Raw genomic sequence first — 26,591 nt, forward strand, 5'->3', positions numbered from 1 at the left:
TTGCCTGCCCAAGGCTGTCATCCCCGCTACATAGTATGGACTTGCAGTGAGGCAACTGGCAACATGGGCGCAGCAGCCGTCCTGTGACATGGTTAAGAGGGAAAAAGGTGCCGGAAATTCGCGAGTACGAGCTTTTTGAGATCCGTGAGCCCGTGTCGCAGACCATTCCCTTCGTTTACAATTCTCCCCACAGCGGCCGCATTTATCCACCGGAATTTATCGCCCAGTCGCGGCTCGAAGGCATCTCCATCCGCCGGTCGGAGGATCACTATGTCGATGAGCTCTTTTCAGCCGCCAGCCTGCTTGGCGCCCCCCTGCTTCTCGCCAATTTCCCGCGCGCCTATCTGGATGTGAACCGCGAACCTTACGAACTCGACCCGCGCATGTTCGATGGCCTGTTGCCGCCATATGCGAACATCAATTCGCTGCGCGTGGCAGGCGGGCTCGGCACCATTCCGCGCATCGTTGCCGAGAATATGGAAATCTATGCCCGGCGGCTGCCGGTGCAGGAAGGGCTCGATCGGGTCGAGAGCATCTACAAACCCTACCACGCCGCGCTGCGCCGGCTGATTGCGCGCACCCACGTGCAATTCGGCTTCGGCGTGCTGATCGATTGCCACTCGATGCCGGGCAATGTCCGCGTCGCAGGCAGCAATGCGCGTCCCGACTTCATCATCGGTGACCGGTATGGTACCAGCGCATCGGCCGAACTTTCGCGTACGGCGATCAGTATTCTCGAGGAGATGGGTTTTACCGCCATCCGCAACAAGCCCTATGCCGGCGGCTTCATCACCGAGCATTACGGCCGGCCGGCGCGCGGGCTGCACGCCCTGCAGATCGAGGTGAATCGGGCGATCTACGTGGACGAAGTGACACTGGAAAAGCACACGGATTTTCCGCTGATCGTCAACGCCGTCACAGGCTTCATGCGGCAGATGGCCAGCTACGTGGAGCAGTTTGCAACCGATACGGCGCTTGCTGCCGAATAAGCTCCCGGACAGTCGCTCAAAAAAGAACCGCGCTATTCAGCGCGGCTAAGTCTAGGGAGGAAACACCCAAGGAGGGTATTTACAGTCAGAAGACTGTATGAAGAAGCTACTGCTGCGCTGCACAATTGTCAATCATTATTTTGCAATGCAAAATCTTTAGGCAGATATCGAGAAAATGCCTGGTAGATTTGCATTCGAACGCAACTCCGCTAAGAAATGCGTGCCACACGGCCCAGAAAACGGATCATCCATGCTTCCTGACCGCTCGTTCTTCAATCGCCTGGCGGAAGCCGCCAAGGCCGAGACACTGCCGCGATTCCGATCCGGCCTCGATGTGACGAACAAGCTTTCGAGTGGCTTTGATCCCGTTACCGAGGGCGATCGGGCAGCGGAAGCGGCAATCCGCAAGCTGATTGAAGAGCATTTTCCCAATCATGGCATTCTTGGCGAGGAACACGGCAATGTTGGCCTGGACCGTGATTATGTCTGGGTCATCGATCCTATCGACGGCACGCGGGCCTTCATTTCCGGCGTGCCGGTATGGGGAACGCTGATCGGGCTACAGAAGAACGGCCGGGCGATCATGGGCATGATCGAGCAGCCCTTCACCGGCGAGCGCTATTTCGCGGATGAGAACGGCTCGATCTATTGCGGACCGGAGGGCGAACGGCGCTTGAAGACACGCGATTGCGGCACGCTTTCGAACGCGATCCTCTTCACCACTTCGCCGCATCTCTTCACCGGCTTGGAAATGGAGAAATATCGTGAGATCGAACGCCAGGTCCGGCTCTTCCGCTATGGCACGGATTGCTATGCCTACGCACTTCTCGCGGCCGGCCATGTCGATCTCGTGATCGAAAACGGCCTCAAGCCCTACGATGTCGGCGGGATCATTCCGGTGATCGAAAATGCGGGCGGCATCATCACGACCTGGGACGGCGGGCGGCCCGAAAACGGTGGCTCGATCATCGCCGCCGGCAGCCGTGCTGTTTACGACCAGGCACTTGCGATCCTGCAGCGCTAAGTCGCCATCCGTTTAGACGCCGAATCCTTCGACCTCTTCAGCGGTCTCGGCGTCGCTGCCTGGAATAAACGCATGGAACGCGGCGAGTGCTGCGGCGCGGTAGGCGTCGCGCTCCTGAAAAATCTCGTGCCGCGCGCCATTGATGGGCACGAGCTGGGCTGCGCGGAAATAGCGCGAAAGCCGTTCCTGCGCGATATAGGGCACGACGCCGTCGCGGGTCGGGGCAATGACGATCGTCGGGATGGTAATCGAAAAGAGGTGGCTCGGCATGAGTACCTTGTCGATCGCCTTGAAGGATTCATGGACCCAGCGCGCGGTCGGTGGGCCGAGCATCAGTTCCGGATGCTCCCTCATCATTGCAATGTTGCGCTCGAAACGCACCTCGTCCGATGTCAGCGGATTGTCCTGGAAAGGAAGCTCCCGTAGCTTGCGGCTCAATGGCAGCGAGCCAAATCCGAGCGAGCAAGCCGTCGCGGCCAGGCGGCGGATGGTCGATGCGGACGCTGCCTGGCCGATCAGGCCGATGAAGGGCGCGGAAAGCACCATGCGTTCAATGCGTGTTGCAAGATAGGGGGCCGCCGAAAGCGCAATCAGGCCACCGGTCGAATGGCCGAGCAGGTAGAAGGGCAGGCGGGTGTCGGGCAGCACCACCTTTTCCAGAAAGGTGTCGAGGTCTCGCTCGTAATCGGAAAAGCGCCTCACATGGCCATGCTGTCGTTTCTTGATCAGCCGTGGCGAGCCGCCCTGGCCACGAAGATCGAAGATCGCAACCCAGAAGCCCTTCGCCGTTAGATCGCCGATCGTCTCGAAATATTTCTCAATGTATTCGTTGCGTCCCTGCAGGATGACGACCGTGCCTTTTGCAGCAGGGGCATCGGAGCGGAACACCGCATAGCGCAGCTTCCAGCCGTCATGCGTCTCGAAATAGCCTTCGATACGGTTTTCCGGGACCGGATTGTCAGGTGTCGAAATAAGGACGCTGTCCATGAGCCGCTGCTTTCGATGCCGCCTTGAGTCTAGGGGATAATGCACGGAGACGGAAAATCAACTGTTAAGCGCGGAGCGAATAAAAAGAGACCGGCGGGGCGATGTGAGGGGTGCCCGGCGCCGGCCGTAAAATCGGACTGAAGAAGAAGGGACGATGCACTTCAGCCATCGGGCGGTTTAATCACCCGACAGTTACTACTTCTACAGAGGTGCTGCTGAACGCATGCCGAACCTCGCGTTCATGCCCCGTTCACCGGGCTTCAAAAGGGTCTTGAACTGCGGAAGGTCGATCACCATCTGAATTCTGCGGGTGCCAAACGGGTCCGCTGAACCGTCCCGAAGCCGCCGAATATGGGGTTTCAGGGGCATTATCGCAACACGTCGCTTCCTTAAGGAGGACATCATGCGTCACGTCGACTTTTCTCCACTCTATCGTTCGACCGTCGGTTTCGACCGTCTCTTCACCATGCTCGACAGCCTGGCTCAGCCGGATCAGGGCAATACCTATCCGCCCTACAATATCGAGCGCACCGGTGAGAACACCTACCGCATCACCATGGCCGTTGCCGGTTTCGACGAAAGCGAAATTTCCATCGAGGCTCAAGCTCACGCGCTGACCGTCAAGGGCGTAAAGAGCGAAGAGAACGCCGAGGGCAGTGAGTTCCTCTATCGCGGCATTGCCAAGCGCGCCTTCGAGCGCCGCTTCCAGCTTGCCGATCATGTCGAGGTGACCGCCGCTTCGCTAAAGAACGGCCTGCTTCATATCGACCTTCTTCGCAGCATCCCCGAAGCCATGAAGCCACGCAAGATCGCGATTGCCGCAGAGCCGGTAAGCGCGCCGAAGGCTATCGAGGCTCAGGTCGCCAACTAACCGATCCCTCCCAGGATAGGAAAAGACAGGCGGCGCTCCGTTGGGGCGCCGCTTTTTTTAGGCTGCGGATCAGGCTGGGCTCGCAGCCTCTTCAGCTTCCTCTTTTGTTATCCGATGCGCAGCCGCTGCGGCATATTTTTGCGCGATCACCGCGCAGACCATCAGCTGGATCTGGTGGAAGAGCATCAGCGGCAGAACGATGGCACCGATCGACTGGCCGGCGAAAATGACGCTCGCCATCGGCACCCCACTTGCCAGGCTCTTCTTCGAGCCGCAGAAGGTGATGGTGATCTCGTCGGCCTTGTTGAAGCCGACAAGGCGGCTGCCATGCATGGTGAGCGAAAGGACGATTGCGAGCAGCAACATGTCGAGCACGACGACGACCGCGATGTCTCTTACCGAGAAGGTGTGCCACAGGCCCTCGACGACCGCCGTGCTGAACGCGAGATAGACGACCATCAGGATCGATCCGCGATCGACCGGCATCAGGATTTTCTTCTTCGCGCGGATCCAATTGCCTATCCAGGGCTGCAGGATCTGGCCTGCCACGAAGGGAGCAAGCAATTGCAGCAGGATCTGCTCCAGCGCGTCCCAGGAAAAGCCGCCATGGCCGCCGACGGAAAAGAGCAGGCCGACGAGAAGCGGCGTCAGGAACATGCCGAAGATGTTGGAAGCGGAGGCCGAGCAAATGGCGGCCGGCACATTGCCGCCTGCCATCGAGGTGAAGGCGATCGAGGATTGCACCGTGGATGGCAAGACGCACAGGAAAAGGATGCCGAGGTAAAGCGGCTGCGGCAGGATCGAATCCGGGATGAGGCCGAGCGCCATGCCGAGCAGCGGAAAGATGGCGAATGTCGTCAGAAGAATGACGAGGTGCAGCCGCCAGTGCAGGATGCCTGCAATGACGACGTCGCTGGATAGCCGGGCGCCATGCAGGAAGAACAGCAGGGCGATGGCAAGTCCGGTGGCGACGCCGAAATAATCCGCGAAAATGCCGCTTGCCGGAAGCAGCGAGGCAAGAATGACGGTGCAAACGAGCAGGATCGTGAAGGTATCGGGCAAGAAGCGGCGCATGATGCTTTCTCGGCATTTTCAGAATTTCGTTGTTTTGTCGCCCATTATGAATCAGGATGCAAGGAATAACAGTTATCGCGAATTGGGATGTCCATGCTTGATCTCACGCAATTGCGCAGCTTCGTTGCCGTTGAGCAGATGGGCAGCTTCACGCTCGCTGCAGAGCGTTTGGGTCTCGGTCAATCGACCGTCAGCCAGCACGTCCAGCGGCTGGAAACTTCACTCGGGCGAAGGCTTCTCGCGCGCGACACCCACAAGGTCGTGCTTACCGGAGATGGCGAGGCGCTGCTTTCGCATGCGCGCCTGATGCTTTCGATCGAAGGGCAGGTTCAATCGCTTTTCAAGGAGAACAGTCTGCGCGGCCGCCTCCGCCTCGGCGTCTCGGAAGACTTTGTGACCAGCCAGCTCCCGGCCGTGCTGGAGGATTTCGTGCGGTCGCATCCATCGGTCGATCTGGAGTTGACAGTCGCGTTGTCGGGTGCGCTTTACGAGATGCAGGACAATGGCGAGATCGATCTTGTGCTTGCCAAACGCCGGCTCGGCGATGCCCGCGGCCGGCTTGTCTATCGCGAGCCGCTGGTCTGGCTGGCGCGCGATCCGGACCATGTGCTCGCACAAGGGCCGCTGCCGCTGATCGCCTTCCCGCCGCCAAGTGTGACGCGCAGCATTGCGCTCGAGGCCCTCAGCCGAATGCAGGTGCCTTGGCGGATCGTCTGCACCTGCGGCAGCCTGAGCGGGCTTACGGCCGCGGCGCGGGCGGGAATGGGAGTACTGGTGCAGCCGCGCAGCATGGCCCCCTCGGGATTGAAAGAGATCGGCACGGCAAGGCTGCCGCTGCTGGAGGATGTGGAATTCGTGCTCGTGCCGCGCAAAGGGGCCGATCAGGCGCTGGTGTCGGCGCTTTCGGAGGACATTCTTGGGAAGGTGCGGGGTCTGCGATCGGGCGCACAAAAATAGAAACCCGCCAGGCGGCGGGTTTCGGGTGCTTGCCGATCAAGTTTCGGTTGCTTGCCGATCAATAGGGCGAAACGCACTGCCGGCGCGAGCCATAATACGGCTGGAACGTATTATCCCAGGCCCTATAGGAGCGATATCGGCTGTAGCACCAGCGCGTATGACCGTTGCCGCCATAAGCATAGGAGGACGGGGGACCATAGTAGCGTGGCTGAGCCAACGCACCGCCGACGATCGCGCCGAGCGCCAATCCGCCGATAATTGCGGCGGCGTCGTTGTCATTGTCATAATCGCGATACCGGCGGCCATAATATCTGTTGGAGCGATAACCACGAGAACCGCCATAGTATGCGCCGCGATTGCTACGCATACTCTTAAGATAGCGGCGCCTAGCAAAATTGCTCCATCCGCTCCAGTCGCGATCCCGAACCTGCTCTATGTTCGATACGACTTTCGGCTTTTCGAGATTGATCGCAGGAAATGCCTCGGCAGGCAGAACACTTGTCAAGGCAGTCACAGCTGAGATGAGCACGACAGCTAACTTTTTCATCGCTTTTCACCTTTCTAGCTATCAATGAAGTTGTTCCCGAAAGGTTCCAGCAGCAGCGGACGAATTTTAAACGGCGGTCGCTGTCAGCGGTTAACCGGTTGCCTGCCATTTTAAGCCCCTCTCAACCTTGTCGCTTAGCTATTTGGTTAGATTCCGGCTTCTACGTTAGGACCCAATCTGGTCGTCGTTCGGGGCAAGAAAGGACGGACCGATGATGTATGGCGCACTATTCGTATCCGGGCTGGTGGCCTGTGTAATGATGATCCTTGTGATCGGGCACGAAGCGGAAAAGGCGGATCACGGTGCCCCGCAATCCGCCGTCTACGGCCATCAGAACTAGGTGCTGCCGGGCTTTATGCCGCCAGGCACTTCAGGAAGCCGTCGACATCGGCTCTTGTCGTGGCGAAGCTGGTGACGAGGCGGATCAGCGTCTCGTTGTCGTTAACGAGGTCAGGCGTTGCGGCCGGAATCGGCCACTCGTAGAACGTCGCCCCCCTATTTTCAGCAGTTCTCGCCGCGCTCTTGGTGACGACGGCGAAGACTTCGTTGGAGGCGGTGGGCCAGGCGAGCCTGGCGGAATTGCTGGCGCCGATGCCGCCACGGAGGCCATCGGCCATGCTGTTCGCATGGCGGGCAAGATCGAGCCAGAGATCGTTGTCGAAATACGCGTCGAACTGGGCGGCGATGAAGCGCGACTTGGAAAAGAGCTGCGCCGCACGCTTTCGGATAAAAGGCATCTCTTTGGCCTGATCCGAATGAAAGAAGACGATCGCCTCCGCGCACCAACAACCGTTCTTGGTGCCGCCGAAGGAAAGCATGTCCACCCCGCGTTTCCATGTCATTTCGGCAGGCGTTGCGCCAAGCGCGACGAGCGCATTCGCGAAGCGGGCGCCGTCCATATGAAGAGCCAGGTTCCGCTTCTTTGCGATGGCTGAAATCTCGCCGATTTCCGGCAACGTGTAGACCGTACCAATCTCGGTCGCCTGGGTGATGGTGATGGCACTGGCGCGGCCGTGATGCACGGCATCTTCAGGGAAGCCTGCTATCTTCGCCGAAAGCCTTGCCGGATCGATCTTGCCGGACGCACCGGGCACGGCAACAAGGCGGGCGGAGCCGGAGAAAAATTCCGGTGCGCCGCATTCATCCTCGATGACATGGGCCTCCGAATGACAGAAGGTGACGCCGCCGGGACGCTGGACGCTGGCGAGCGAAAGGGAATTCGCAGCCGTACCCGTCGCGACAAAGAAGACGGAGACTTCACGCTCGAAGACCTCGCAAAAGCGTGCCTCGACTTTTTTATCGAGATCGCTGGTGCCGTATGCGGACGCGAAACCGGCGGAAGCCGAGAGCAGGCGTTGGGCAATAGATTCATGGGCGCCAGCCCAGTTGTCGGAAGCAAAATACATGGAAGAACCGTTAGGGAAATGTGGGGTTGGCAAGTTCGGCAGGGACATTACGCCAAAGCTTCACGCGATCAAACATCTGCGTCGCAATGCATCACAAAAATTGAATTCCGCAATCAATAAACAAAATAGTGCGGCGCCGGGTAATTTAATTTCGTCATTTTCGTCAGTTTGGCAATCTTCCGTCGCAAATCGACGATTTTTTAATCGCGCGCTCTTGCGGAGCGCATAGGTTTCTGGCATAGAACTGATGAATTAGGACAGTGTTGCTGTCCTATTTTGGCCTTTACGACCGAAGAGGCGCCGAAGGCCCTGACCTTTGCAGGGTTTCACGCTATAGTCCACTCGAGCGCAGCCTTGGCAGCGCTGCGGCGACTGGCAGGCGCGGAGCGCGGCGGCTCGCTTTTGGCGGGCCAACGCGACCGGATCTTCGATAATGCAACAGCGCTGTCACGCGCCGAACCCCGTATCAAGGGACGGCGCGCGACAAAGAGACGCCCGCTCGCGGGCTTTGACAGGAGGGAAAGATGACGAAGACGCCATCCACGGGTTTTGACCAGTTCGCAGCAGCAGACGCGCGCGCAACGGCCAATACGCGTAAATCCGCCTCCGGTTTGCCGCGAAAACAGGGTCTATACGATCCGCGCAACGAGCATGACGCCTGCGGCGTCGGCTTCGTCGCGCATATGAAGGGCCAGAAGTCGCACCAGATCGTCAAGGACGGCCTTTTCATCCTCGAAAACCTGACGCACCGCGGTGCCGTCGGTGCTGACCCGCTGATGGGCGATGGCGCCGGTCTTCTCGTGCAGATTCCCGACCGTTTCTTCCGTGAGGAAATGGCAAAGCAGGGCGTCATCCTGCCGAAGGCCGGTGAATACGGCATGGGCCATATCTTCATGCCGCCCGACGAACAGCAGATCGAGCACTTCAAGAAAGTGATCCAGGATGTGATCACCGAGGAAGGCCAGGTCTTCCTCGGCTTCCGCGACGTGCCGGTCGACAACTCGTCGCTCTCCAAGGCGCCGGATATCGCCGCCACCGAACCGCATCATGTTCAGGTTTTCATCGGTGCCGGCGAGGATGCCGCGACGAACGACGAGTTCGAGCGCCGCCTCTTCACGCTCCGCAAGGTGATCTCCAACCGCATCTACGACGAGTTCGAAGGCGAGGAGAGCAACTTCTACCCGGTGTCGCTTTCGTCATCCACCGTCGTCTACAAGGGCATGTTCCTCGCCTATCAGGTCGGCGCTTATTATAAGGACTTGTCGGACCCGCGATTCGAAAGCGCGGTTGCCCTCGTGCACCAGCGGTTCTCGACCAACACCTTCCCGTCCTGGAAGCTGGCGCATCCCTATCGCATGGTTGCCCACAACGGTGAAATCAACACGCTGCGCGGCAACGTCAACTGGATGGCGGCGCGTCAGGCGTCGGTGTCTTCGCCGCTCTTCGGCGAGGACATTTCCAAGCTCTGGCCGATCTCCTACGAAGGCCAGTCGGACACAGCCTGTTTCGATAACGCGCTCGAGTTCCTCGTGCGCGGCGGCTATTCGTTGTCGCATGCGGTGATGATGCTGATCCCGGAAGCCTGGGCCGGCAACCAGTCGATGGCGGCTGAGCGCAAGGCATTCTACGAATACCACGCTGCCTTGATGGAGCCATGGGACGGGCCGGCTGCTGTCGCCTTCACCGACGGCAAGCAGATCGGCGCGACGCTCGACCGCAACGGCCTGCGTCCGGCGCGCTATCTCGTCACCAATGACGATCGTGTCATCATGGCGTCGGAAGCAGGTGTGCTGCCGGTTCCGGAAGAAAACATCGTCCAGAAGTGGCGCCTGCAGCCCGGCAAGATGCTGCTGATCGATATGGAAGAAGGCCGCATCATCTCGGATGACGAGGTGAAGTCGCAGCTTGCGACCCAGCATCCCTATCGCAGCTGGCTCGACCGTACTCAGCTTATTTTGGAAGACCTGAAGCCGGTCGAACCGCGTGCGCTGCGCCGCGATGTTTCGCTGCTCAACCGCCAGCAGGCTTTCGGCTACACAACTGAAGACACGAGAATCCTGATGTCGCCGATGGCGACGACGGGTCAGGAAGCGATCGGCTCGATGGGTACGGATACGCCGATTTCGGCGATGTCCGACAAGTCGAAGCTACTCTACACCTACTTCAAGCAGAACTTCGCCCAAGTCACGAACCCGCCGATCGATCCGATCCGCGAAGAGCTTGTCATGAGCCTGGTTTCCTTCATCGGGCCGCGGCCGAACATCCTCGACCATACCGGCATGGCCAACGCCAAGCGTCTCGAAGTGCGCCAACCGATCCTGACCAACGGCGATCTCGAAAAGATCCGCTCGATCGGTCACACGGAAGACCGTTTCGATACCAAGACACTCGACTTCACCTATGATGTCGAGCGTGGTGCCGAAGGCATGCCGGATATGCTCGACCGTCTCTGCGAGCGCGCCGAAGCGGCGGTCAAGGGCGGCTACAACATCATCGTGCTCTCCGACCGTCAGATCGGGCCAGATCGCATCGCGATCCCGGCGCTGCTTGCGACCGCTGCCGTCCACCATCACCTGATCCGCAAGGGGCTTCGAACGTCGGTCGGTCTTGTCGTCGAGACCGGCGAGCCGCGCGAAGTGCATCACTTCTGCCTGCTCGCGGGCTATGGTGCTGAAGCGATCAACCCGTATCTCGCCTTCGACACGCTGCTCGACATGCATGCCAAGGGCGAATTTCCGAAGGAAGTGGACGCCAGCGAAATCGTCTACCGCTACATCAAGGCGGTCGGCAAAGGCATCCTCAAGGTCATGTCGAAGATGGGCATCTCGACCTATCAGTCCTATTGCGGTGCGCAGATCTTCGATGCGATCGGACTGCAGTCGGAATTCGTCGACAAGTATTTCTTCGGCACCGCAACGATGATCGAAGGCGTCGGGCTGGAAGAGATCGCCACGGAAACCGTTGCTCGCCATACGGCCGCCTTCGGCCGCGACCCGTTGCTTGCCAGCACGCTCGACATTGGCGGCGAATATGCCTTTCGCATGCGTGGCGAAAGCCATGCCTGGACGCCGGACGCTGTTGCAGCCCTTCAGCATGCCGTTCGCGGCAATGCCGAGGATCACTACCGCGAATTCTCCGAAATGGTGAACACCACGGCGCTGCGCATGAACACCATCCGCGGCCTGTTCAAGGTCAAGAGCGCAGAGCAGCTCGGCCGCAAACCGGTATCGATCGACGAGGTCGAACCGGCTGCCGATATCGTCAGGCGCTTCTCGACGGGTGCGATGTCCTTCGGCTCGATCAGCCGCGAGGCGCACACGACGCTCGCAATCGCCATGAACAAGATCGGCGGCAAGTCGAACACCGGCGAAGGCGGCGAAGAGTCCGACCGCTACATGCCGCTGCGCGATGGCTCGATGAACCCGGAACGCTCGGCGATCAAGCAGATCGCTTCGGGACGCTTCGGGGTGACGACCGAATATCTTGTCAATGCCGACGTGCTGCAGATCAAGGTCGCGCAGGGTGCAAAGCCCGGCGAAGGCGGCCAGCTGCCGGGTCACAAGGTCGATGCGACGGTCGCCAAGACCCGTCATTCGACGCCCGGCGTCGGGCTGATTTCGCCGCCGCCGCATCATGACATCTATTCGATCGAAGATCTGGCGCAGCTGATCTACGACCTGAAGAACGTCAACCCGACGTCCGACGTCTCGGTCAAGCTCGTCTCGGAAGTCGGCGTCGGCACGGTCGCCGCCGGTGTTGCCAAGGCGCGCGCCGACCACATCACCGTTGCCGGCTTTGACGGCGGCACGGGTGCGTCGCCGCTCACTTCGCTGAAGCATGCCGGCAGCCCTTGGGAAATCGGCCTCGCCGAAACCCAGCAGACGCTGGTGCTGAACGGGCTGCGCTCGCGTGTCGCCCTGCAGGTGGACGGCGGCCTGAAGACCGGCCGCGATGTCATCATCGGCGCGCTGCTGGGCGCCGACGAGTTCGGCTTCGCAACCGCGCCGCTGATTGCCGCGGGCTGCATCATGATGCGCAAGTGCCACCTCAACACCTGTCCGGTAGGGGTTGCGACGCAGGACCCGGTTCTGCGCAAGCGCTTCAAGGGCACACCCGAGCACGTCATCAACTACTTCTTCTTCGTCGCCAACGAAGTGCGCGAAATCCTGGCCTCGCTCGGCTTCACCAAGCTCGATGACATCATCGGCGCTTCGGAACTGCTTGAGAAGGACGAGATGCTGGCGCACTGGAAGGCCAAGGGGCTCGACTTCAGCCGCATCTTCCACAAGGTCGATGCAGCAAAGGAAGAGACCTACTGGACGGCGCGTCAGAAGCACCCGATCGACGACATTCTCGACCGCAAGCTGATCGAGAAGGCCGAGCCTGCGCTCTCCTCGAAGACGCCGGTCGCCTTCGAAGTCGATATCAAGAATGTCGACCGTTCGGCGGGCGCCATGCTCTCTGGCGAGGTTGCGAAGCGCTACAACCACCGCGGCCTGAAGGACGACACGATCAACGTCACACTCAAAGGGACAGCCGGTCAGTCGTTCGGTGCCTTCCTCGCGCGCGGCGTCACCTTCACCCTCATCGGCGACGGCAACGACTATGTCGGCAAGGGCCTTTCGGGCGGCAAGATCATCATCCGGCCCCCGGAGAACTCGAAGATCGTCGCTGAAGATTCCATCATCGTCGGCAACACCGTGCTTTACGGTGCGACTGAAGGCGAGTGCTACTTCCGCGGTGTCGCGGGCGAGCGTTTCGCGGTGCGCAACTCAGGCGCCATTGCCGTTGTCGAGGGCGTGGGCGACCACGGCTGCGAATACATGACGGGTGGCGTGGTGGTCGTGCTCGGCGCAACGGGCCGCAACTTTGCCGCCGGCATGTCCGGCGGCGTCGCCTACGTTCTCGACGAGACCGGCGACTTCGCCAAGCGCTGCAACATGGCGATGGTCGAACTCGAACCGGTTCCCGAAGAGGACGACATGCTGGAGAAGCTGCACCATCACGGCGGCGATCTCATGCACAAGGGACGCGTCGACGTCTCCGGCGACATGACGCGTCACGACGAGGAGCGCCTTTACCAGCTGATCTCCAACCATCTGCACTACACGGGCTCGACCCGCGCCAAGCAGATCCTGGACAACTGGGTCGACTATCGTCCGAAATTCCGCAAGGTCATGCCGGTCGAGTACCGTCGTGCGCTCGAGGAAATGGAGCGGAGCCGGATGGGGATCGCCGCGGAGTGAGTGCTCTAAATCGCTAAATCAGCCACCGCTCTGACGAGCGGCATGGAGGATGCTGGAAAGAACGATGATGAAAAATCGGTTTTCGCTGCTTCATTCCTTCATCTCTCTGTGCCTCGCTGTCGCAGTTTCCGCCGGAACCTCTTTTGCCGGCGGCGGCCTTGAAACGGAATTCGTAGCCCTGGGCGCAGTCATGGGACTGGCCTACTGGTATTGGGGACCTTTGGGTCTTGGGCTTTAAGATGATGAGGGACGAAAATATGGGTAAGGTCACAGGGTTTCTGGAAATCGACCGGCAGGTGGCGAAATATCAGCCGGCGTCGGATCGTATCCGGCATTTCCGCGAATTCACGATCCCGATGTCGGACCAGGAAGTGCAGAAACAGGCCGCGCGCTGCATGGACTGTGGCATCCCCTATTGCCATGGCCCGACCGGCTGCCCGATCCATAACCAAATTCCGGACTGGAACGACCTCGTCTACAACAACAATTGGGAAGCGGCGATCCAGAACTTGCATTCGACCAACAACTTCCCGGAGTTCACCGGTCGTGTCTGCCCGGCGCCCTGCGAAGAAGCCTGCACGCTGAACCTCGAAGATGCGCCGGTTGCGATCAAGACGGTCGAGCAGGCAATTGCCGACAAGGCTTACGAGCTCGGCTTCATCCGTCCGCAGCCGGCAACGGTCCATACCGGCAAGAAGGTCGCGGTCATCGGCTCCGGTCCCGCTGGTATGGCGGCTGCCCAGCAGCTCGGCCGCGCCGGCCATGAGGTCCATGTCTACGAACGCGAAAGCCGCCCTGGCGGCCTGCTGCGCTACGGCATTCCCGACTTCAAGATGGAGAAGAACTTCATCGATCGCCGCGTCGAGCAGATGAAGGGCGAGGGCGTTACCTTCCATTGCGGCGTCAATGTCGGCGTCGACATGAAGGTCGAGCAATTACTGTCCGATTACGATGCCGTGCTTTACTGCGGCGGCTCCGAAACGCCGCGCGAAGCCGGCATTCCCGGTATCGAATTTGCCGGCGTCCATGACGCGATGCCCTATCTCGTGCAGCAGAACAAGCGTGTCGGCCGCGAAAACATCGACAGCGTCGGCTGGGCGTCGGACCCGATCCTGGCGGGCGCCAAGCATGTGGTCGTCGTCGGTGGCGGCGATACCGCTTCGGACTGCGTCGGCACGGCGTTCCGTCAGGGCGCTGTGAAGGTTACGCAACTCGACATTCGTCCGCAGCCGCCGGAGAAGGAAGACAAGCTCGCCGTTTGGCCGTTCTGGGCAACCAAGATGCGCACCTCTTCGTCGCAGGCCGAAGGCGCCGTCCGCGAGTTCCAGGTGGCGACGCTGGAGTTCATCGGCGAAGACGGCGTGCTGACAGGCGTCACGTGCTGCGAAGTCGACGAGCGCCGCAAGCCGGTTCCCGGTACGGAATTCGTCATCAAGGCGGATCTCGCCTTTATCGCCATCGGTTTCCGCGGACCGTTCACTGACAGCGTGCTCAAGGAACTGGACGGCAAACTGACGCTCAACACCGACCGCCGTGGCTCGACCAATGTCGTTGCCAACGACCACGACTACAAGACTTCGGTCGACAAGCTATGGACGGCAGGCGACGTTCGCCGCGGCCAATCGCTGGTCGTCTGGGCGATCCGCGAGGGCCGCCAGGCAGCGCGTGCGATCGATGAAGCGCTGATGGGCTCGACGGTTCTGCCGCGCTGATTGCTCTCGCTTAAAGCCGAACAGAACGCGCTGCTCGCAAGAGGTTGCGGGCGGCCGATCTATTGATCAGTCTGTAGGGCATCTGTTCAAGGGCTTCGAAAGGCGAGGCTCGACCGACTTCGAGTTCGAAGGCGAGCGTCATGAAAATTTCATCTCCATGCACCGTCGCTCGGGCAAAGAACTGAAGCTTATTTAGCCGAGACCTGCTTCGGCTCTTTCAGGGCCGGAAGACTGTAGTCGTCCACGCGTCCTGCCGGGGCCGGCTCCATCTTGCCCTCCTGCACCAGCATGTCGCGTGGCGAGTTCGCCAAAGTGGCCGGAGGCTGCCTGCCGCCGAGAAGCTCAGCTCCTCCATCGAGATTGGGGTCCGAAAGACTGATCGGCTGCGTATGCGCGACCGGGTCCGACGGCAGACCGAGATGGGGCAGGTTGCTGGTGTCGAGGCGCACAAGGTCGGGACTTGCCTGGGTGCCGAGAAGGCGGCGGGCCGGCTTTTCAACGTAGAAGGCGACCTTGCGGCGTCCGGCCTGTGTCAGATTGATGCCGTCCGAGGTGCGCAGGCGCACCTGCTGACCATTGATGTCGGAACCGGTAACGACGAACTGTCCGTTCTCGTCCACGAAGCCATCCCAGATGTCGACGAATTCGCCACCGATGCTTTCCACCTGCTTGCGATAGAGCTGGTTCATCTGAACGGCGTCGGCCGTCATCGAGGGCGATTCGAAAGCAGGGAGTCCGACCCAAAGCAATGGTATCTTGCGGTTCGTTATTTCCTTGCCGAAGTTCAGCACACGCTTCTGATACTCGCCATACCAGGCGTCGGTGCGGAACTTCTCCTTGGCGCCGCCGATGACCATCTGCTGCCGGTCGTTGGCGCCGATCATGACGACGACCATCGCCGGCTTCAGTTCGTCCATTATCTTCAGGAGCTGTTCGGGCCAGTCGTAATAATCGTCGCGCACCAGGCCCGAAGAGACGTTGCCTCGGGCCTCTACGATCACGCCGGGCGAAGTCTTGAATGCTTCCGTCATGCCATCGCCCAGGCCGCTTGCGAGAAAATCGCCGACGATCAGGATCTTTTGGGCATTCTCGAGTTTCTGGACCACCGGCTCCTGAAGGACGGGCGCTACAGGCCGCGCAGTGGCGACGGTTGGAGGTTTGGGCGCAAGCGGTGTCCGTTTGCGCTGACGCTGCGGCGGGCGTCGAACCTCGGGCGGCGGCGCATAATCTTCGTTGATGTAGCGGCGGCCGGTGAAGAAATCGAAGATCGAGCGGCGGTAGTAATAGCGCTCCTGCGCGTCGGCAAAATCAACGGGCGCGGTGATGCCGAAGGAAAGCACCAGAGCGGCGGAAAGCAGCGTCCTCCAGCCCAGTTTCAGCCTGTCACCCGATCTACGCATCGTCATGCCCCATATCTCGCGACATTTTCGCATGGAGGGGACACGCACGTCCACTCTCCATGAAAGCTATGTCGCGGATTTCTCCTTTCTAGCGCCGGAGCGCATTCAGGAGCGGGAGCGAGGGTTTGCCATCGGCCTGCATGCCGAGGCGTTCTTGAACCGCCGAAATTGCGGCTTTCGAACCTGAACCGAAATTGCCGTCGACCTCGCCGTTGTAATAGCCGAGTGTCTTCAAGCGATTTTGCAGCTCGAATTTTTCTTTCATGTCGAGCGTGCCCTCCGGGCGCGGCCAGCGCTGTTTCATGCCACCATAACCGGCAATTTCATCGGCAAGCAGGCCAACGGCGAGCGCATAGCTGTCGGAAGCGTTGTATTTCTTGATCGTGAAAAAGTTCGCGGTCATCAGGAAGCCGGGACCGCCGGCGCCAGCCGGCATCTTCAGCACGGCCCTTGTTGAGCCGTCTCGAAAACCCTTGCCGTTGGGGCGGGTGACGCCCATCGCTGCCCATTGCGCGATCGTATGTGTCTTGCCTACCTGCTTTGCGAGGCTCGCCGGAACCGAGACTTCGTAGCCCCAGGTCCTGCCGGTGTCCCAGCCGTTCTTTGCGAGAAGGTTGGCCGAGGTCGCAAGTGCATCCGGCACGGAATTCCAGATGTCGCGATGACCATTGCGGTCGGCATCGACGGCATAGAGCAGATAGCTTGTCGGGATGAACTGCGTATGGCCCATGGCGCCTGCCCAGGATCCTGTCATGCCATCGGCAGAGATATCACCGTTCTGCAGGATCTTCAGCGCAGCGACGAGCTGCTTCTTGGCATATTTGGAGCGGCGGTCGTCCGCATAGGCAAGGGTTGCAAGCGCGCGTGGCACATAGTGCAGCCGGTCGTCCTTTGTGAGGACTGCGCCGTAGTTCGATTCCATCGACCAGATCGCCAGTATGATGTTCTTGTCGACGCCGAAATGCCGTTCGATCGCCGTCAGCGTCGACGCATGCTTTGTGGCCATTTTGCGGCCAATCTCGGCTGTGTAGGGGTTGACGCGGGAGTCCACATAGTCCCAAATCTTGGTCGTGAATTCCGGCTGAAAGGTCGCCTTTTCAAGGACTGTCGGGTCCGGTTCGGTCACGCCTGCGAAAGCTTTCCGATAGGTTGCCTTGCTGATGCCATTTTGCGCGGCAGTTTGATAAAAGTCCGCGATCCACTTCTGGAACCGCTGGTCGGCCGCCGCGCTATCGGGAGCCAGACCTGCGGAAGCGGTCACCATGAGGGCGAGAGCAAGACCACGAAGGGAGTATTTGCGGTTCTGGGTCATCGGCAGTCGTATCCGTCATCTTCGTTGCACGTGCGGCGGAGTTGCAGTTTCCGGCCAAACCCGACACTACCGGAACGGAGTCAACAAATTCTTTACCATGACCGGCTTCTCCCGTCATCCTTTGCAAAACGGTAGCGATTCTAATCTAGTTCACCCTAAATAGCTTGAGTGTAAAAGCGATCCAGCCCCCCCAGGAGGTCTAAGTGGGACAGCAGAAAAAAGTTCGTAAAGCGGTATTCCCGGTTGCAGGTTTGGGGACACGCTTCCTCCCGGCCACCAAAGCCGTTCCGAAGGAAATGCTGACTGTCGTCGATAAACCGATCATTCAGTATGTGATCGACGAGGCGCTCGAAGCCGGCATTGAACACTTCGTTTTCGTGACCGGCCGCAACAAGCATATCATCGAAGATTATTTCGACATTCACTTCGAGCTCGAGCAGACGCTGCGCGAACGCAGCAAGCAGGCGGAAATGACGCTGCTCGCCAATCAGCTTCCGAAAGCAGGAACGGTCAGCTTCACCCGCCAGCAGGAGCCACTCGGCCTCGGCCACGCCGTATGGTGCGCCCGTGAGATCGTCGGCGACGAACCTTTCGCGCTGCTGCTGCCGGACATGATCATGAAGAATGAAGGCAAGGGCTGCATGAAGGGCATGATCGATCTCTATGCCCAGAGCGGCGGCAACATCATCGCCGTCGAGGAATGTGCTCCGGAGCAAGCGCATAAATACGGCATCGTGGGAGCCGGCGAACCGGTCGGCGAGGGCTTCCGCATCACCGGCATGGTCGAGAAGCCGGCCAAGGGGACGGCACCTTCCAACTTCTTCATCAACGGCCGCTACATCCTGCAGCCGGAGATATTCAAGATCCTCGAGACGCAGGAGCGCGGCGCCGGCAATGAAATCCAGCTGACCGACGGCATGCTGAAGCTGCTCAAGGAACAGGATTTTGCAGGCTACCACTTCCGCGGCACGACCTATGACTGCGGCGCGAAGGATGGCTTCATCCTGGCCAATGTTGCCTTCGCACTCGAACGTGCGGATATCCGCCCGACCGTCGAAGCCGGTTTCAAGGCATTGCTGAAAGGCCTTTGAGCCTAGCGTTTCAGCTTGAGACCGACGCCGGCTCGCCATTGCTGCGAGTCGGCGCCCACATCGCGCGTCGTCAGCTCGTATCCCAGCGTGCTGGTGAAATCGAGATAGCGGTTGATGTTCCAGGTGAGCCCGCCGCTCGCCGTATAGACCGTCTCGTCGCTGCTGCCGCCGGACGGATAGTCCCGCAAAGTCACCCCACCCAGCACCGTTGCCTGGAGATTGTCGCGCAGCTGATGCGTGACCGCCGTTGTCAGTTCGTGCGAGATATAGCCGCTCTGACCAGCTGTCGTTGAGGGTTGGATGCTGGTCGATAGATCAAAACGAACGTCGGTTCCACGCAGCGGCGACCAGAGGAGGTTTGCATCGACGGTTGCGGTATCGATCGGTTCGAGGCGGCTATCGTCAAAGGTTGCGGTTTCGTAGCCGAGACCGACTTCACCCTTCAACTTTTCTCCCAGATCGACCTCGACGCCAGCTTTGGCGCCGTAGCTGTTGCCGGAGCGCGCAAAACCCGCCGAATCCCGGGTTTCGTCGTAGACAGTCTTACCGACCGAGGACTCGACGAAGGGAATGAGGGCCGGCGAAAGCTCATAGCCGACACGGGTCCGAAATGTGCCGGACGTCTGGTCGCGGTCGCTGAGCGAGATCCTCGTGCCGTTCGAAAGCACGGCGTCGGAGTAGATGGTCCGGGTCAGATCGAGTGCCGCGGTACCGCGCAGGATGCCGAAGCCGCGCTCGATGGATGCGCCGGCTGAGAACTCCTGCACATCCGATTGCTGCTCGGCATCGGCGATTGCGTCAGGATCGTCGGTATCTTCCCGATAAAACCGGTATCCGCCCTTGATATGAGCGACCGTATCGTCCGGCAGGTCGAGTCGAAGGTCCCCGTCGATGTCGAAGGCGGGCTGTTCTTCGCCGGTACCGCTGACATTGCGCTGCCAAGTGCCCTCACTCGTGACGATCAGTTGATGGAGCGCCCAGTCGGAGGCAAGCGTTGCGTGGGCGTCGGTTTGGAGGAAAGCGCGCGTCTCCTTTGTCTCTCCGTCCTTCGTCGTTTCGGTGTTGATCGACTGGGTAACGGAAGGGCGCAGCACGAAGGTGCCGATGCGGATGCCTGGCGTCTCCTGACCTGAGAGGTTTTCCTCCGGCTTGCGTGGCGCCCTTCTGTCATCGATTGCCGGTTCGCGGGTATTCAGGCGACGAATGTCCTCATCGAGAATGGAGCTGGTCGTCTCGCCGGACGGATCCTGATCAGTCGTCCCGGTTGCCATCGTTGTTCCGGCTTGTTGGTTTGAGCTGGGCGGTGTGCCGCTCATTCCATCGGCTGAGGGATTTGCGATATCGCTACCGTCGGCTGCGCCATTGGCGGGCAACTGCTGTGCATTCGGCGAACTGCTGTAGGACTGCGCGCTAGATGCAGACGAATAGCCGGATGTGCCGCTGCCGGTGCTGTTTTGCGCGGACTGAGCAAAACCAGGGTGAGGTGGAAGAAACAAAGCGAAGCAAGCGATAGAAGACACGGCAAAGCGCGCCGCGCAGAGCGGCGTCAAACTGCTCGTCTCTCTTTCCTTGGCCATCCGGATTCCGCGCGTGGCATGCTTCAATTCGTTACCCGAACGTAAAGCCTCGTGGTTAATCATTCGTTGCGGCCGCGAGGCTCTGTTCACAGGTTGCAAAGCAACGTGGGTAGACACCTCAAATGAAAAGCGCTAACGCAGGACCATGAGAAAAGCAGTCAAACTTGTTGAGAACGGTGTGCTCGAATCCGCCAAGCGGACGATCGAGACGGAGAGACGCGGACTGGAAGCGCTGGAGCGCGCCTTGAGCGACGGTCTGTGGGAGCCGTTTTCTCAAGCGGTGGAGACGATCGGCAGTATCAGCGGTCGTGTCATCGTAACGGGTGTCGGCAAAAGTGGACACATCGGAACGAAACTGGCTGCTACCTTTGCTTCGACGGGCACGCCTGCGTTTTTCGTTCACGCTGCGGAAGCCAATCACGGCGACCTTGGGATGATCGCGAGCGACGATCTTGTGCTCGCCATATCCAAGGGCGGCGAAAGCGCGGAACTGCGCAGCATCATTGCCTATACGCGCCGATTTTCCATCCCCCTGGTCGCGCTCACGTGCAGCGAACACTCGTCGCTGGCGACGGCATCCGACATCGTACTGCTGATCCCGAACGAACAGGAAGCATGCCCGAACGGCCTTGCGCCAACGACATCGACATTGATGCAGCTCGCCCTCGGGGACGCGCTCGCGATCGCGCTGCTTGAAGCGCGCGGCTTTACGGCGCGGGATTTCCATGTCTTCCATCCAGGCGGAAAGCTCGGCGCCAGCCTGATGCATGTCGGCGACGTCATGCATACCGGCGACCGCGTCCCGCTGGTGGCGAAGGGGACACCGATGCCGGAGGCGATCCGCGTGCTGTCGCGCAAGCATTTCGGCTGCGTCGGCGTTCTGGACGAGGACGGGCGGCTCTGCGGCATCGTTACCGAAGGTGACATTGCCCGTAACTTGACGCGCAACCTGTCCGAGCTTTGCGTCGACGACGTCATGACGCGCACGCCGAAGACGGTCAGGCCGACGGCGCTTGCGACAAGCGCGCTGGCATTGCTGGAGCAGTATCAAATCGGCGCACTGATCGTCATCGATGACGATAACAAGCCGGCCGGCCTGGTGCATTTTCACGATCTCTTGCGGATCGGCGTCGCCTGATCAGAGCGGCTCGACCGTCAGGTCGCGCCCGTTGCTTGCGACCACCTTCACCTGCGTTCCGATGGGGAGGTTCGGGCCTGTCACCCGCCAGATCGTATCATCGATGCGAATGCGGCCGCGGCCTTCGGCGATCGGTTCTAAGAGCGTTGCCGTCCGGCCGACGAGACTTGCGCCCCGCTGATTGAGGAAGGGTTCGTCGGTCGCATCATGGCGAAGCGTCAGCCGGCGGCCAAGGAATGTCGCAGCAACGGCCAGGATGGCAAAAAGGATGAGCTGCGTTTCCCAGATCCAGAAGGCGGCATTCCAAAGCAGCAGCGACAGAACGCCGACGGCGAGCGCGGCAAGACCGATCCAGACGAGGAAAAAGCCCGGCACCATCATTTCGGCGGCAAGCAGCGCCAGGCCCACAATCCACCAGGTCCATGGTCCCAGTTCGGCAACGACGCGTGTCAGCATTCGTCAGCGCTCCGGGGCCTGGTTGAAGGGATTGACCGGCGGGGTCGTGCGCGGCGGCACTTGACGCGGCCGCGGCGGGGAGGGCGGACTATTGCCGTCGCCGAAGACCTCCTTAGCGATTGCACCGATACCGCTCAGCGAGCCGATAATGGATGAGGCTTCCATCGGCATCAGGACAATCTTGGAATTGCCGGCCGTTCCGATGGCAGACAGCGCCTCTGTATATTTCTGCGCGACGAAATAGTTGATCGCCTGCACGTCGCCGGCGGCGATCGCCTCGGAGACCATCTTTGTCGCCTTGGCTTCGGCCTCGGCCAGACGCTCTCGGGCTTCCGCTTCGCGGAACGCTGCCTCGCGCTGGCCTTCTGCCTCTAGGATTGCCGATTGCTTGGCACCTTCGGCGCGAAGGATCTGAGCGTTGCGCGAACCTTCGGCTTCCAGAATTTGGGCACGCTTCTCACGCTCGGCCTTCATCTGCCGCGCCATGGCGTCGACGAGATCGGTCGGCGGACGGATGTCCTTGATCTCGATACGGGTGACCTTGATGCCCCACGGCTGCACGGCATCATCGACAACCCGCAGCAGCCGGTCATTGATCGCATCGCGGTTGGACAGGAGCTCGTCGAGGTCCATAGAGCCCATGACGGAACGGATATTGGTCATCGTCAGGTTAAGAACGGCGTTTTCGAGATTGGAGACCTGATAGGCTGCCTGCGCGGCATTCAGGACCTGATAGAAGGCGACGGCATCGGCGGCGACCGAGGCGTTGTCCCGGGTGATGACTTCCTGGGTGGGTACGTCGAGCACCTGCTCCATCACATTCATGCGGGCGCCGATGCGCTCGATGAAGGGCGTGATGATGTTGAGGCCGGGCTCCAGTGTGCGCGTATAGCGGCCGAAGCGCTCGATCGTATAGCGATAGCCCTGCGGCACCGTCTTGATGCCTGCAAAAAGCACAAGGATGACGAAGACGACGAGAGCAATAACGACGATATCGAACCCGCCTAAAATCATCACTCTCTCCTTCATCGCCTATGATCGCGGCGATCCTATTCAACGAGCGGGATATTCACAAGCGCACGCCAAGGTTTTAAACAGCAGCCCGAAGACCGGGGCGCGGCTGGCAGCAGACGTCCGACTAGACCCAACCCAGTAGTTCGCGGCGCACGACCTTTTCCAGCACGCGCATCCCGTCCTCACTGTCGTTGAGGCACGGAATATGCGCAAACTTCTCGCCTCCGTTTTCATGAAAGGAATGGGCCGCCTGCTCGGCAATCTCTTCCAGTGTTTCCAGGCAGTCGGAGACGAAACCGGGATTGAGAACGGCGATGCGTCTGACGCCGTCTTGTGCCAGCTTTTCGACGGTCTTGTCGGTATAGGGCTGCAGCCATTCTTCCGGCCCGAAGCGGGACTGGAAGGTTATCATGAACTTCTCCTTCGCAAGGCCGAGCGTTTCGCGAAGCAAGTGGCCTGTCTTCTGGCATTGGAAGAAGTAGGGATCGCCCTGCTCGGAATAGGAGAGCGGGATGCCGTGAAACGAGGCGAGGATCACCTCCGGTTCCCAGTCGAGCCCCGCAAGATGCTTTGTCACCGAATTGGCGAGCGCTTCGATATAGGTTTCGTCGTCGTGATAGTCCGGCACCGTGCGCAATGCCGGCTGCCAGCGCATCTTCAAGAGATGCTGGAATGCCTTGTCGTTGACCGTGGCGGTCGTCGCTGCCGCATATTGCGGATAGAGCGGGAAAAGAACGATGCGGTCGCAGCCTTCCTCTTTCAGTGCGTTGATGCGCGAAGCGATCGAGGGCGTGCCGTAACGCATAGCCCAATCTACCTTTACATTCGGCAGGTCCTTCAGACGCGCGGCCATGAGATCGGACTGGTTGCGCGTATAGGTGCGCAGATAGCTCTCGTTCTTATCCTTGTTCCAGATCGTCTCGTAGGCCTTGCCGACCTTCTGCGGGCGGGTGTTCAGGACGATGCCGAAGAGGATCGGGTACCATTTCAACGGTGACCATTCGATGACGCGCCTGTCGGTCAGGAATTCGCGCAGATAGCGCCGCATCGACGTGTAGTCGGTGCCGTCGGGCGTGCCGAGATTGACGAGAAGGACTCCGACCTTGCCGAATTTGACCGGAGGATGCTCCGCCGGGAGGTATGAAGGTGCAATGGTCATCTTGGCCCCAACGTTTGATAGTCCCTTCCCGCTCATAGGCAGCCGGCGCGGTGGTATATCCCTATAAGTGGAAAAACCGGCCCGGGAAACCCCGGACCGGTCTTCAACATCCAGACTATCGCCTTACTTCGCGGGAACCTGCAGCTCCTTGCCGACCATCAGGCGACGCGGATCGGGATCGCCGTTGGCTTCGGAGATTTTCTTCCAGAGCTCGCCATCGCCGTAAAACTGCTTGGCAAGATCCCAAAGGGTATCACCTGCGGCGATGACATGGCTTGCCGGCGTCACCGCAGCCGGTGCGCTGGCAGCTGGCGCAGTTGCGGCTGGAGCTTGAGCGGATGGAGCAGCCGGCGCGGCAGGTGCAGCGGTCGCAGCCGGGGCGGCTTCCGCTATGCGGCCGTCGGTGTAGGGCTTGTAAGGGTTATGGGCTGCCAGATATTCGACCGTCACGTCGGCGAGATCCGGACCGAAGTCATAGGCATTCTTGCCGGCTGTTTCGAAGATCGAATAGCCATCCCCGCCGGCGCGCATGAAATTGTTGGTGACGACCCCGTAGGTCTTGGCCGGATCGATCGGTGCGAATTTGTCACCCTCCTTGACCTCAACGCCGCTGACGCGGCTGCCCGCCGGCTTCGACTTGTCGAAGCTGTACTTCAGGCCGGCGACCTGCGCGAAGCGGCCGGCGCCCTCGTCGATCTGGCTGACACCGTTTTCTAGCGCCGTGACGATGTCTGCGCCCGTCAGCTGGAAGGTGGCCACCGTGTTCTGGAACGGCAGCACGGTGATGACTTCGCCCTGGGTGATGTCGCCGCCGTCGATCGAGGCGCGAAGGCCGCCGCCGTTCTGGATGGCGATCTGTATGCCCTGGTTCTTCGTGCGGTCGAGCATGGCATCGGCAACGAGGTTGCCCATCGAGCACTCCTTGACGCGGCAAACGGTGCGGTCGCCCTCGATCGGGGCTTCGGACGAGCCGATGACCTTCTTGCGGAGTTCTTCGATCGGTTTCGCCAGTTCCTGGATACGGGCAACAAGGGCCGGGTCGGGCGTGAAGGAGGAGTCGATCAGGATCGGATCGCCGTTGGCGCTCTTGACGACGCCGCTGTCGTCGAAGTCGACGACGAGATCACCGAGATACTTGCTGTAGGATGCCGCCTGCACGACGGGCACCTTGTAGCCGCCCGGATTGTCCACCATCGTCGGGTAGGGGCCTTCCGCCTTCGGATCGGTGTTCGAAAGCAGGCTGTGCGAGTGGCCGCCAACGACGACATCGACATCCGGAATCTTGGCGATGGCTGCGAGGTCGCGCGGATAGCCGACATGGGTGAGCGCGATGATCTTGTTGATGCCCTGGGCCTTCAATTCCTGGACAGCTGCGCTGATCGTCTGGACGTCCTCGGCAATCATCACTTTGGGGCCGGGAGAGGAAAGCTCTTCGGTATCATTGGCCACGGCGCCGACGATGCCGATCTTCTGCCCGCCGACATCGAGCACCAGCGAAGGCTTGATGCGATCGCCGAGCTTCGAGCCGTCGGCGGCAAGGACGTTTGCGGAAATAACCGGGAACTGGACCTTGTCGAGGAAGGCGGCGAGGCCGTCTTCGCTGTCGTCAAATTCATGGTTGCCGACGGTCATCACATCGAACTTCATGGCGTTCAGCATCTCGGCTTCCGCAGTACCTTTGTAGGTCGTGTAAAAGAGCGAACCCTGAAAGTTGTCGCCGGCGTTCAAAAGCAGGACGTTCTGGCCGGACAGCGCCTGGCGGCGCTGGTCGATCGCGGTCTTCAAGCGGGCGGCGCCGCCGAAGCATGCGTTCTTGCCTTCGTCCTCCGCCGAGCAGGTGGAATCGAACTTGTTGATCGACTCGATGCGTGAATGGAAATCATTGATATGAAGAATATTGAGCTGGTAGTCCGCGAAAGCTGCGCCAGCGCTAAGCGCCAGCATCGATGCGGTCAACAGACCGAAGCTAAATGACTTGGTCATACTGTTCTCCTGATTTAATGGCGAAGCCCCGTACCCCTGACTTCGTCCTTCCCTTACTCGTTTGGCGGCTACCCGGCGTGCGGATGTTTTCATCAACGATGACCGACCGCAAGTGCAAAAAAGCTGTTGTTCTCGGGGTGCTTTCCAAGAGGCAAAAAACGAAAAAAGCTCCCGCAAAGGAGAGCTTCTTCATTAAAAGCGGAGGAAATTACATGCGGCGCGTCAACGTGAATTGCGAACCTGCATCCGAGGTGCAGTTCAACTGACTTTGGTTGACGAGCGCGCAATTGACCTTCGACTGCGTCTTGCGAACCAGCGATGTCATGCTGATTTCGACCAGTGACGGTGAGGTGTTGATATAGGTGCCGGACGCGAGCAGCTGGTTGCTGTCGGTCGTGCGGGTGGTGAAGGTGCCCGCCTGGAAGGTAGAAATGATGCCGTTCGGATCGGCCCAGGAACCCTCGACGCCGGTCGGCGCAGCGCGTGTCGCTACCGGCATGGGGCGGTCTGAGACGCAGGCGGCAAGCGCTGCTGCAGCACCCGCAAGGACGAGAATGTTTCTGAACGTCATATGGTTCTCCCGGCGATTCGGAGCGGACTCTATCCGCGAAAGTCTTGAAAAACATGGCGCGAGCCCGCCGCCATGGC

At 60.2% G+C, this 26,591-nt stretch carries 22 protein-coding genes; 10 read left to right on the forward strand and 12 right to left on the reverse strand.

What is annotated here, in order from left to right; all coding sequences use genetic code 11:
* Positions 1–107: 107 nt before the first annotated feature.
* A complete protein-coding gene (locus ACZ9DP_RS16725) occupies positions 108–989 on the forward strand; it encodes an N-formylglutamate amidohydrolase (protein ID WP_022715854.1) in 882 nt (293 codons plus the stop codon).
* Positions 990–1,239: 250 nt separating this feature from the next.
* Positions 1,240–2,013, forward strand: a complete 774-nt coding sequence (gene hisN, locus ACZ9DP_RS16730; protein WP_239596958.1) for a histidinol-phosphatase — start codon at positions 1,240–1,242, stop codon at positions 2,011–2,013.
* A 12-nt stretch (positions 2,014–2,025) separates the two neighbouring features.
* Here hisN and ACZ9DP_RS16735 read toward each other — a convergent pair whose 3' ends face one another.
* Positions 2,026–3,000 carry an alpha/beta fold hydrolase gene (locus tag ACZ9DP_RS16735; RefSeq protein ID WP_476202947.1) on the reverse strand — a complete coding sequence of 325 codons (975 nt, stop codon included), beginning with the start codon at positions 2,998–3,000 and terminating at the stop codon, positions 2,026–2,028.
* A 403-nt stretch (positions 3,001–3,403) separates the two neighbouring features.
* Between ACZ9DP_RS16735 and ACZ9DP_RS16740 the strand changes: the two genes are divergently transcribed.
* Positions 3,404–3,871 carry an Hsp20 family protein gene (locus ACZ9DP_RS16740; protein ID WP_074069662.1) on the forward strand — a complete coding sequence of 156 codons (468 nt, stop codon included), beginning with the start codon at positions 3,404–3,406 and terminating at the stop codon, positions 3,869–3,871.
* Between the two features lie 69 nt (positions 3,872–3,940).
* On the opposite strand, the gene ACZ9DP_RS16745 is transcribed toward ACZ9DP_RS16740, so the two are convergent.
* On the reverse strand, positions 3,941–4,945 hold the full coding sequence (locus ACZ9DP_RS16745) for a bile acid:sodium symporter family protein (protein ID WP_476202948.1): 1,005 nt from the start codon (positions 4,943–4,945) through the stop codon (positions 3,941–3,943).
* A gap of 93 nt (positions 4,946–5,038) precedes the next feature.
* On the opposite strand from ACZ9DP_RS16745, the gene ACZ9DP_RS16750 reads away from it, so the two are divergent.
* Positions 5,039–5,902: a LysR family transcriptional regulator gene (locus tag ACZ9DP_RS16750; RefSeq protein ID WP_239596962.1), complete on the forward strand. Its 864-nt coding sequence runs from the start codon at positions 5,039–5,041 to the stop codon at positions 5,900–5,902.
* A gap of 58 nt (positions 5,903–5,960) precedes the next feature.
* On the opposite strand, the gene ACZ9DP_RS16755 is transcribed toward ACZ9DP_RS16750, so the two are convergent.
* Positions 5,961–6,449 carry a BA14K family protein gene (locus ACZ9DP_RS16755; RefSeq protein ID WP_239596965.1) on the reverse strand — a complete coding sequence of 163 codons (489 nt, stop codon included), beginning with the start codon at positions 6,447–6,449 and terminating at the stop codon, positions 5,961–5,963.
* A gap of 211 nt (positions 6,450–6,660) precedes the next feature.
* Between ACZ9DP_RS16755 and ACZ9DP_RS16760 the strand changes: the two genes are divergently transcribed.
* Positions 6,661–6,789 carry a hypothetical protein gene (locus ACZ9DP_RS16760; protein WP_267285075.1) on the forward strand — a complete coding sequence of 43 codons (129 nt, stop codon included), beginning with the start codon at positions 6,661–6,663 and terminating at the stop codon, positions 6,787–6,789.
* A 13-nt stretch (positions 6,790–6,802) separates the two neighbouring features.
* Here ACZ9DP_RS16760 and ACZ9DP_RS16765 read toward each other — a convergent pair whose 3' ends face one another.
* Positions 6,803–7,855, reverse strand: a complete 1,053-nt coding sequence (locus tag ACZ9DP_RS16765; protein WP_476202950.1) for a threonine aldolase family protein — start codon at positions 7,853–7,855, stop codon at positions 6,803–6,805.
* 524 nt (positions 7,856–8,379) lie between these two features.
* Between ACZ9DP_RS16765 and gltB the strand changes: the two genes are divergently transcribed.
* From gltB to ACZ9DP_RS16780, 3 genes are all read left to right on the forward strand, one after another.
* Complete coding sequence (gene gltB / locus ACZ9DP_RS16770) at positions 8,380–13,101, forward strand: glutamate synthase large subunit (protein WP_476202952.1); 4,722 nt, start codon at positions 8,380–8,382, stop codon at positions 13,099–13,101.
* Between the two features lie 64 nt (positions 13,102–13,165).
* Positions 13,166–13,339: a hypothetical protein gene (locus tag ACZ9DP_RS16775; RefSeq protein ID WP_156886478.1), complete on the forward strand. Its 174-nt coding sequence runs from the start codon at positions 13,166–13,168 to the stop codon at positions 13,337–13,339.
* 19 nt (positions 13,340–13,358) lie between these two features.
* Complete coding sequence (locus ACZ9DP_RS16780) at positions 13,359–14,813, forward strand: glutamate synthase subunit beta (RefSeq protein WP_476202953.1); 1,455 nt, start codon at positions 13,359–13,361, stop codon at positions 14,811–14,813.
* Between the two features lie 188 nt (positions 14,814–15,001).
* Here the strand turns inward: ACZ9DP_RS16780 and ACZ9DP_RS16785 are convergent, their stop codons facing one another.
* Together ACZ9DP_RS16785 and ACZ9DP_RS16790 are read right to left on the reverse strand one after the other, a co-directional pair.
* Complete coding sequence (locus ACZ9DP_RS16785; protein ID WP_194730238.1) at positions 15,002–16,213, reverse strand: SGNH/GDSL hydrolase family protein; 1,212 nt, start codon at positions 16,211–16,213, stop codon at positions 15,002–15,004.
* A gap of 88 nt (positions 16,214–16,301) precedes the next feature.
* Positions 16,302–17,525: a lytic murein transglycosylase gene (locus ACZ9DP_RS16790; RefSeq protein ID WP_194728184.1), complete on the reverse strand. Its 1,224-nt coding sequence runs from the start codon at positions 17,523–17,525 to the stop codon at positions 16,302–16,304.
* 203 nt (positions 17,526–17,728) lie between these two features.
* On the opposite strand from ACZ9DP_RS16790, the gene galU reads away from it, so the two are divergent.
* Positions 17,729–18,616 (forward strand): UTP--glucose-1-phosphate uridylyltransferase GalU, encoded by an 888-nt coding sequence (gene galU / locus ACZ9DP_RS16795; RefSeq protein ID WP_194728183.1) that lies wholly within the window; start codon positions 17,729–17,731, stop codon positions 18,614–18,616.
* Positions 18,617–18,618: 2 nt separating this feature from the next.
* Here the strand turns inward: galU and ACZ9DP_RS16800 are convergent, their stop codons facing one another.
* Complete coding sequence (locus tag ACZ9DP_RS16800) at positions 18,619–20,193, reverse strand: outer membrane beta-barrel protein (protein ID WP_476202954.1); 1,575 nt, start codon at positions 20,191–20,193, stop codon at positions 18,619–18,621.
* Positions 20,194–20,338: 145 nt separating this feature from the next.
* On the opposite strand from ACZ9DP_RS16800, the gene ACZ9DP_RS16805 reads away from it, so the two are divergent.
* Positions 20,339–21,331 (forward strand): KpsF/GutQ family sugar-phosphate isomerase, encoded by a 993-nt coding sequence (locus tag ACZ9DP_RS16805; RefSeq protein ID WP_074069652.1) that lies wholly within the window; start codon positions 20,339–20,341, stop codon positions 21,329–21,331.
* Here ACZ9DP_RS16805 and ACZ9DP_RS16810 read toward each other — a convergent pair whose 3' ends face one another.
* The 5 genes from ACZ9DP_RS16810 to omp10 all read right to left on the reverse strand — a co-directional run bounded on the left by ACZ9DP_RS16810 (position 21,332) and on the right by omp10 (position 26,514).
* Positions 21,332–21,787: an NfeD family protein gene (locus tag ACZ9DP_RS16810; RefSeq protein ID WP_074069651.1), complete on the reverse strand. Its 456-nt coding sequence runs from the start codon at positions 21,785–21,787 to the stop codon at positions 21,332–21,334.
* Between the two features lie 3 nt (positions 21,788–21,790).
* Positions 21,791–22,801 carry an SPFH domain-containing protein gene (locus tag ACZ9DP_RS16815; RefSeq protein WP_074069650.1) on the reverse strand — a complete coding sequence of 337 codons (1,011 nt, stop codon included), beginning with the start codon at positions 22,799–22,801 and terminating at the stop codon, positions 21,791–21,793.
* A gap of 124 nt (positions 22,802–22,925) precedes the next feature.
* Complete coding sequence (gene hemH, locus ACZ9DP_RS16820; RefSeq protein ID WP_476202957.1) at positions 22,926–23,960, reverse strand: ferrochelatase; 1,035 nt, start codon at positions 23,958–23,960, stop codon at positions 22,926–22,928.
* Between the two features lie 123 nt (positions 23,961–24,083).
* Entirely contained in the window at positions 24,084–25,943 is a 1,860-nt protein-coding gene (locus ACZ9DP_RS16825; RefSeq protein WP_476202958.1) for a 5'-nucleotidase C-terminal domain-containing protein, read from the reverse strand.
* Positions 25,944–26,151: 208 nt separating this feature from the next.
* Positions 26,152–26,514: an outer membrane lipoprotein Omp10 gene (omp10, locus tag ACZ9DP_RS16830; protein ID WP_027508040.1), complete on the reverse strand. Its 363-nt coding sequence runs from the start codon at positions 26,512–26,514 to the stop codon at positions 26,152–26,154.
* Between the last annotated feature and the right edge of the window lie 77 nt (positions 26,515–26,591).

The sequence above is a fragment of the Rhizobium sp. USDA 4016 genome (assembly GCF_056279705.1).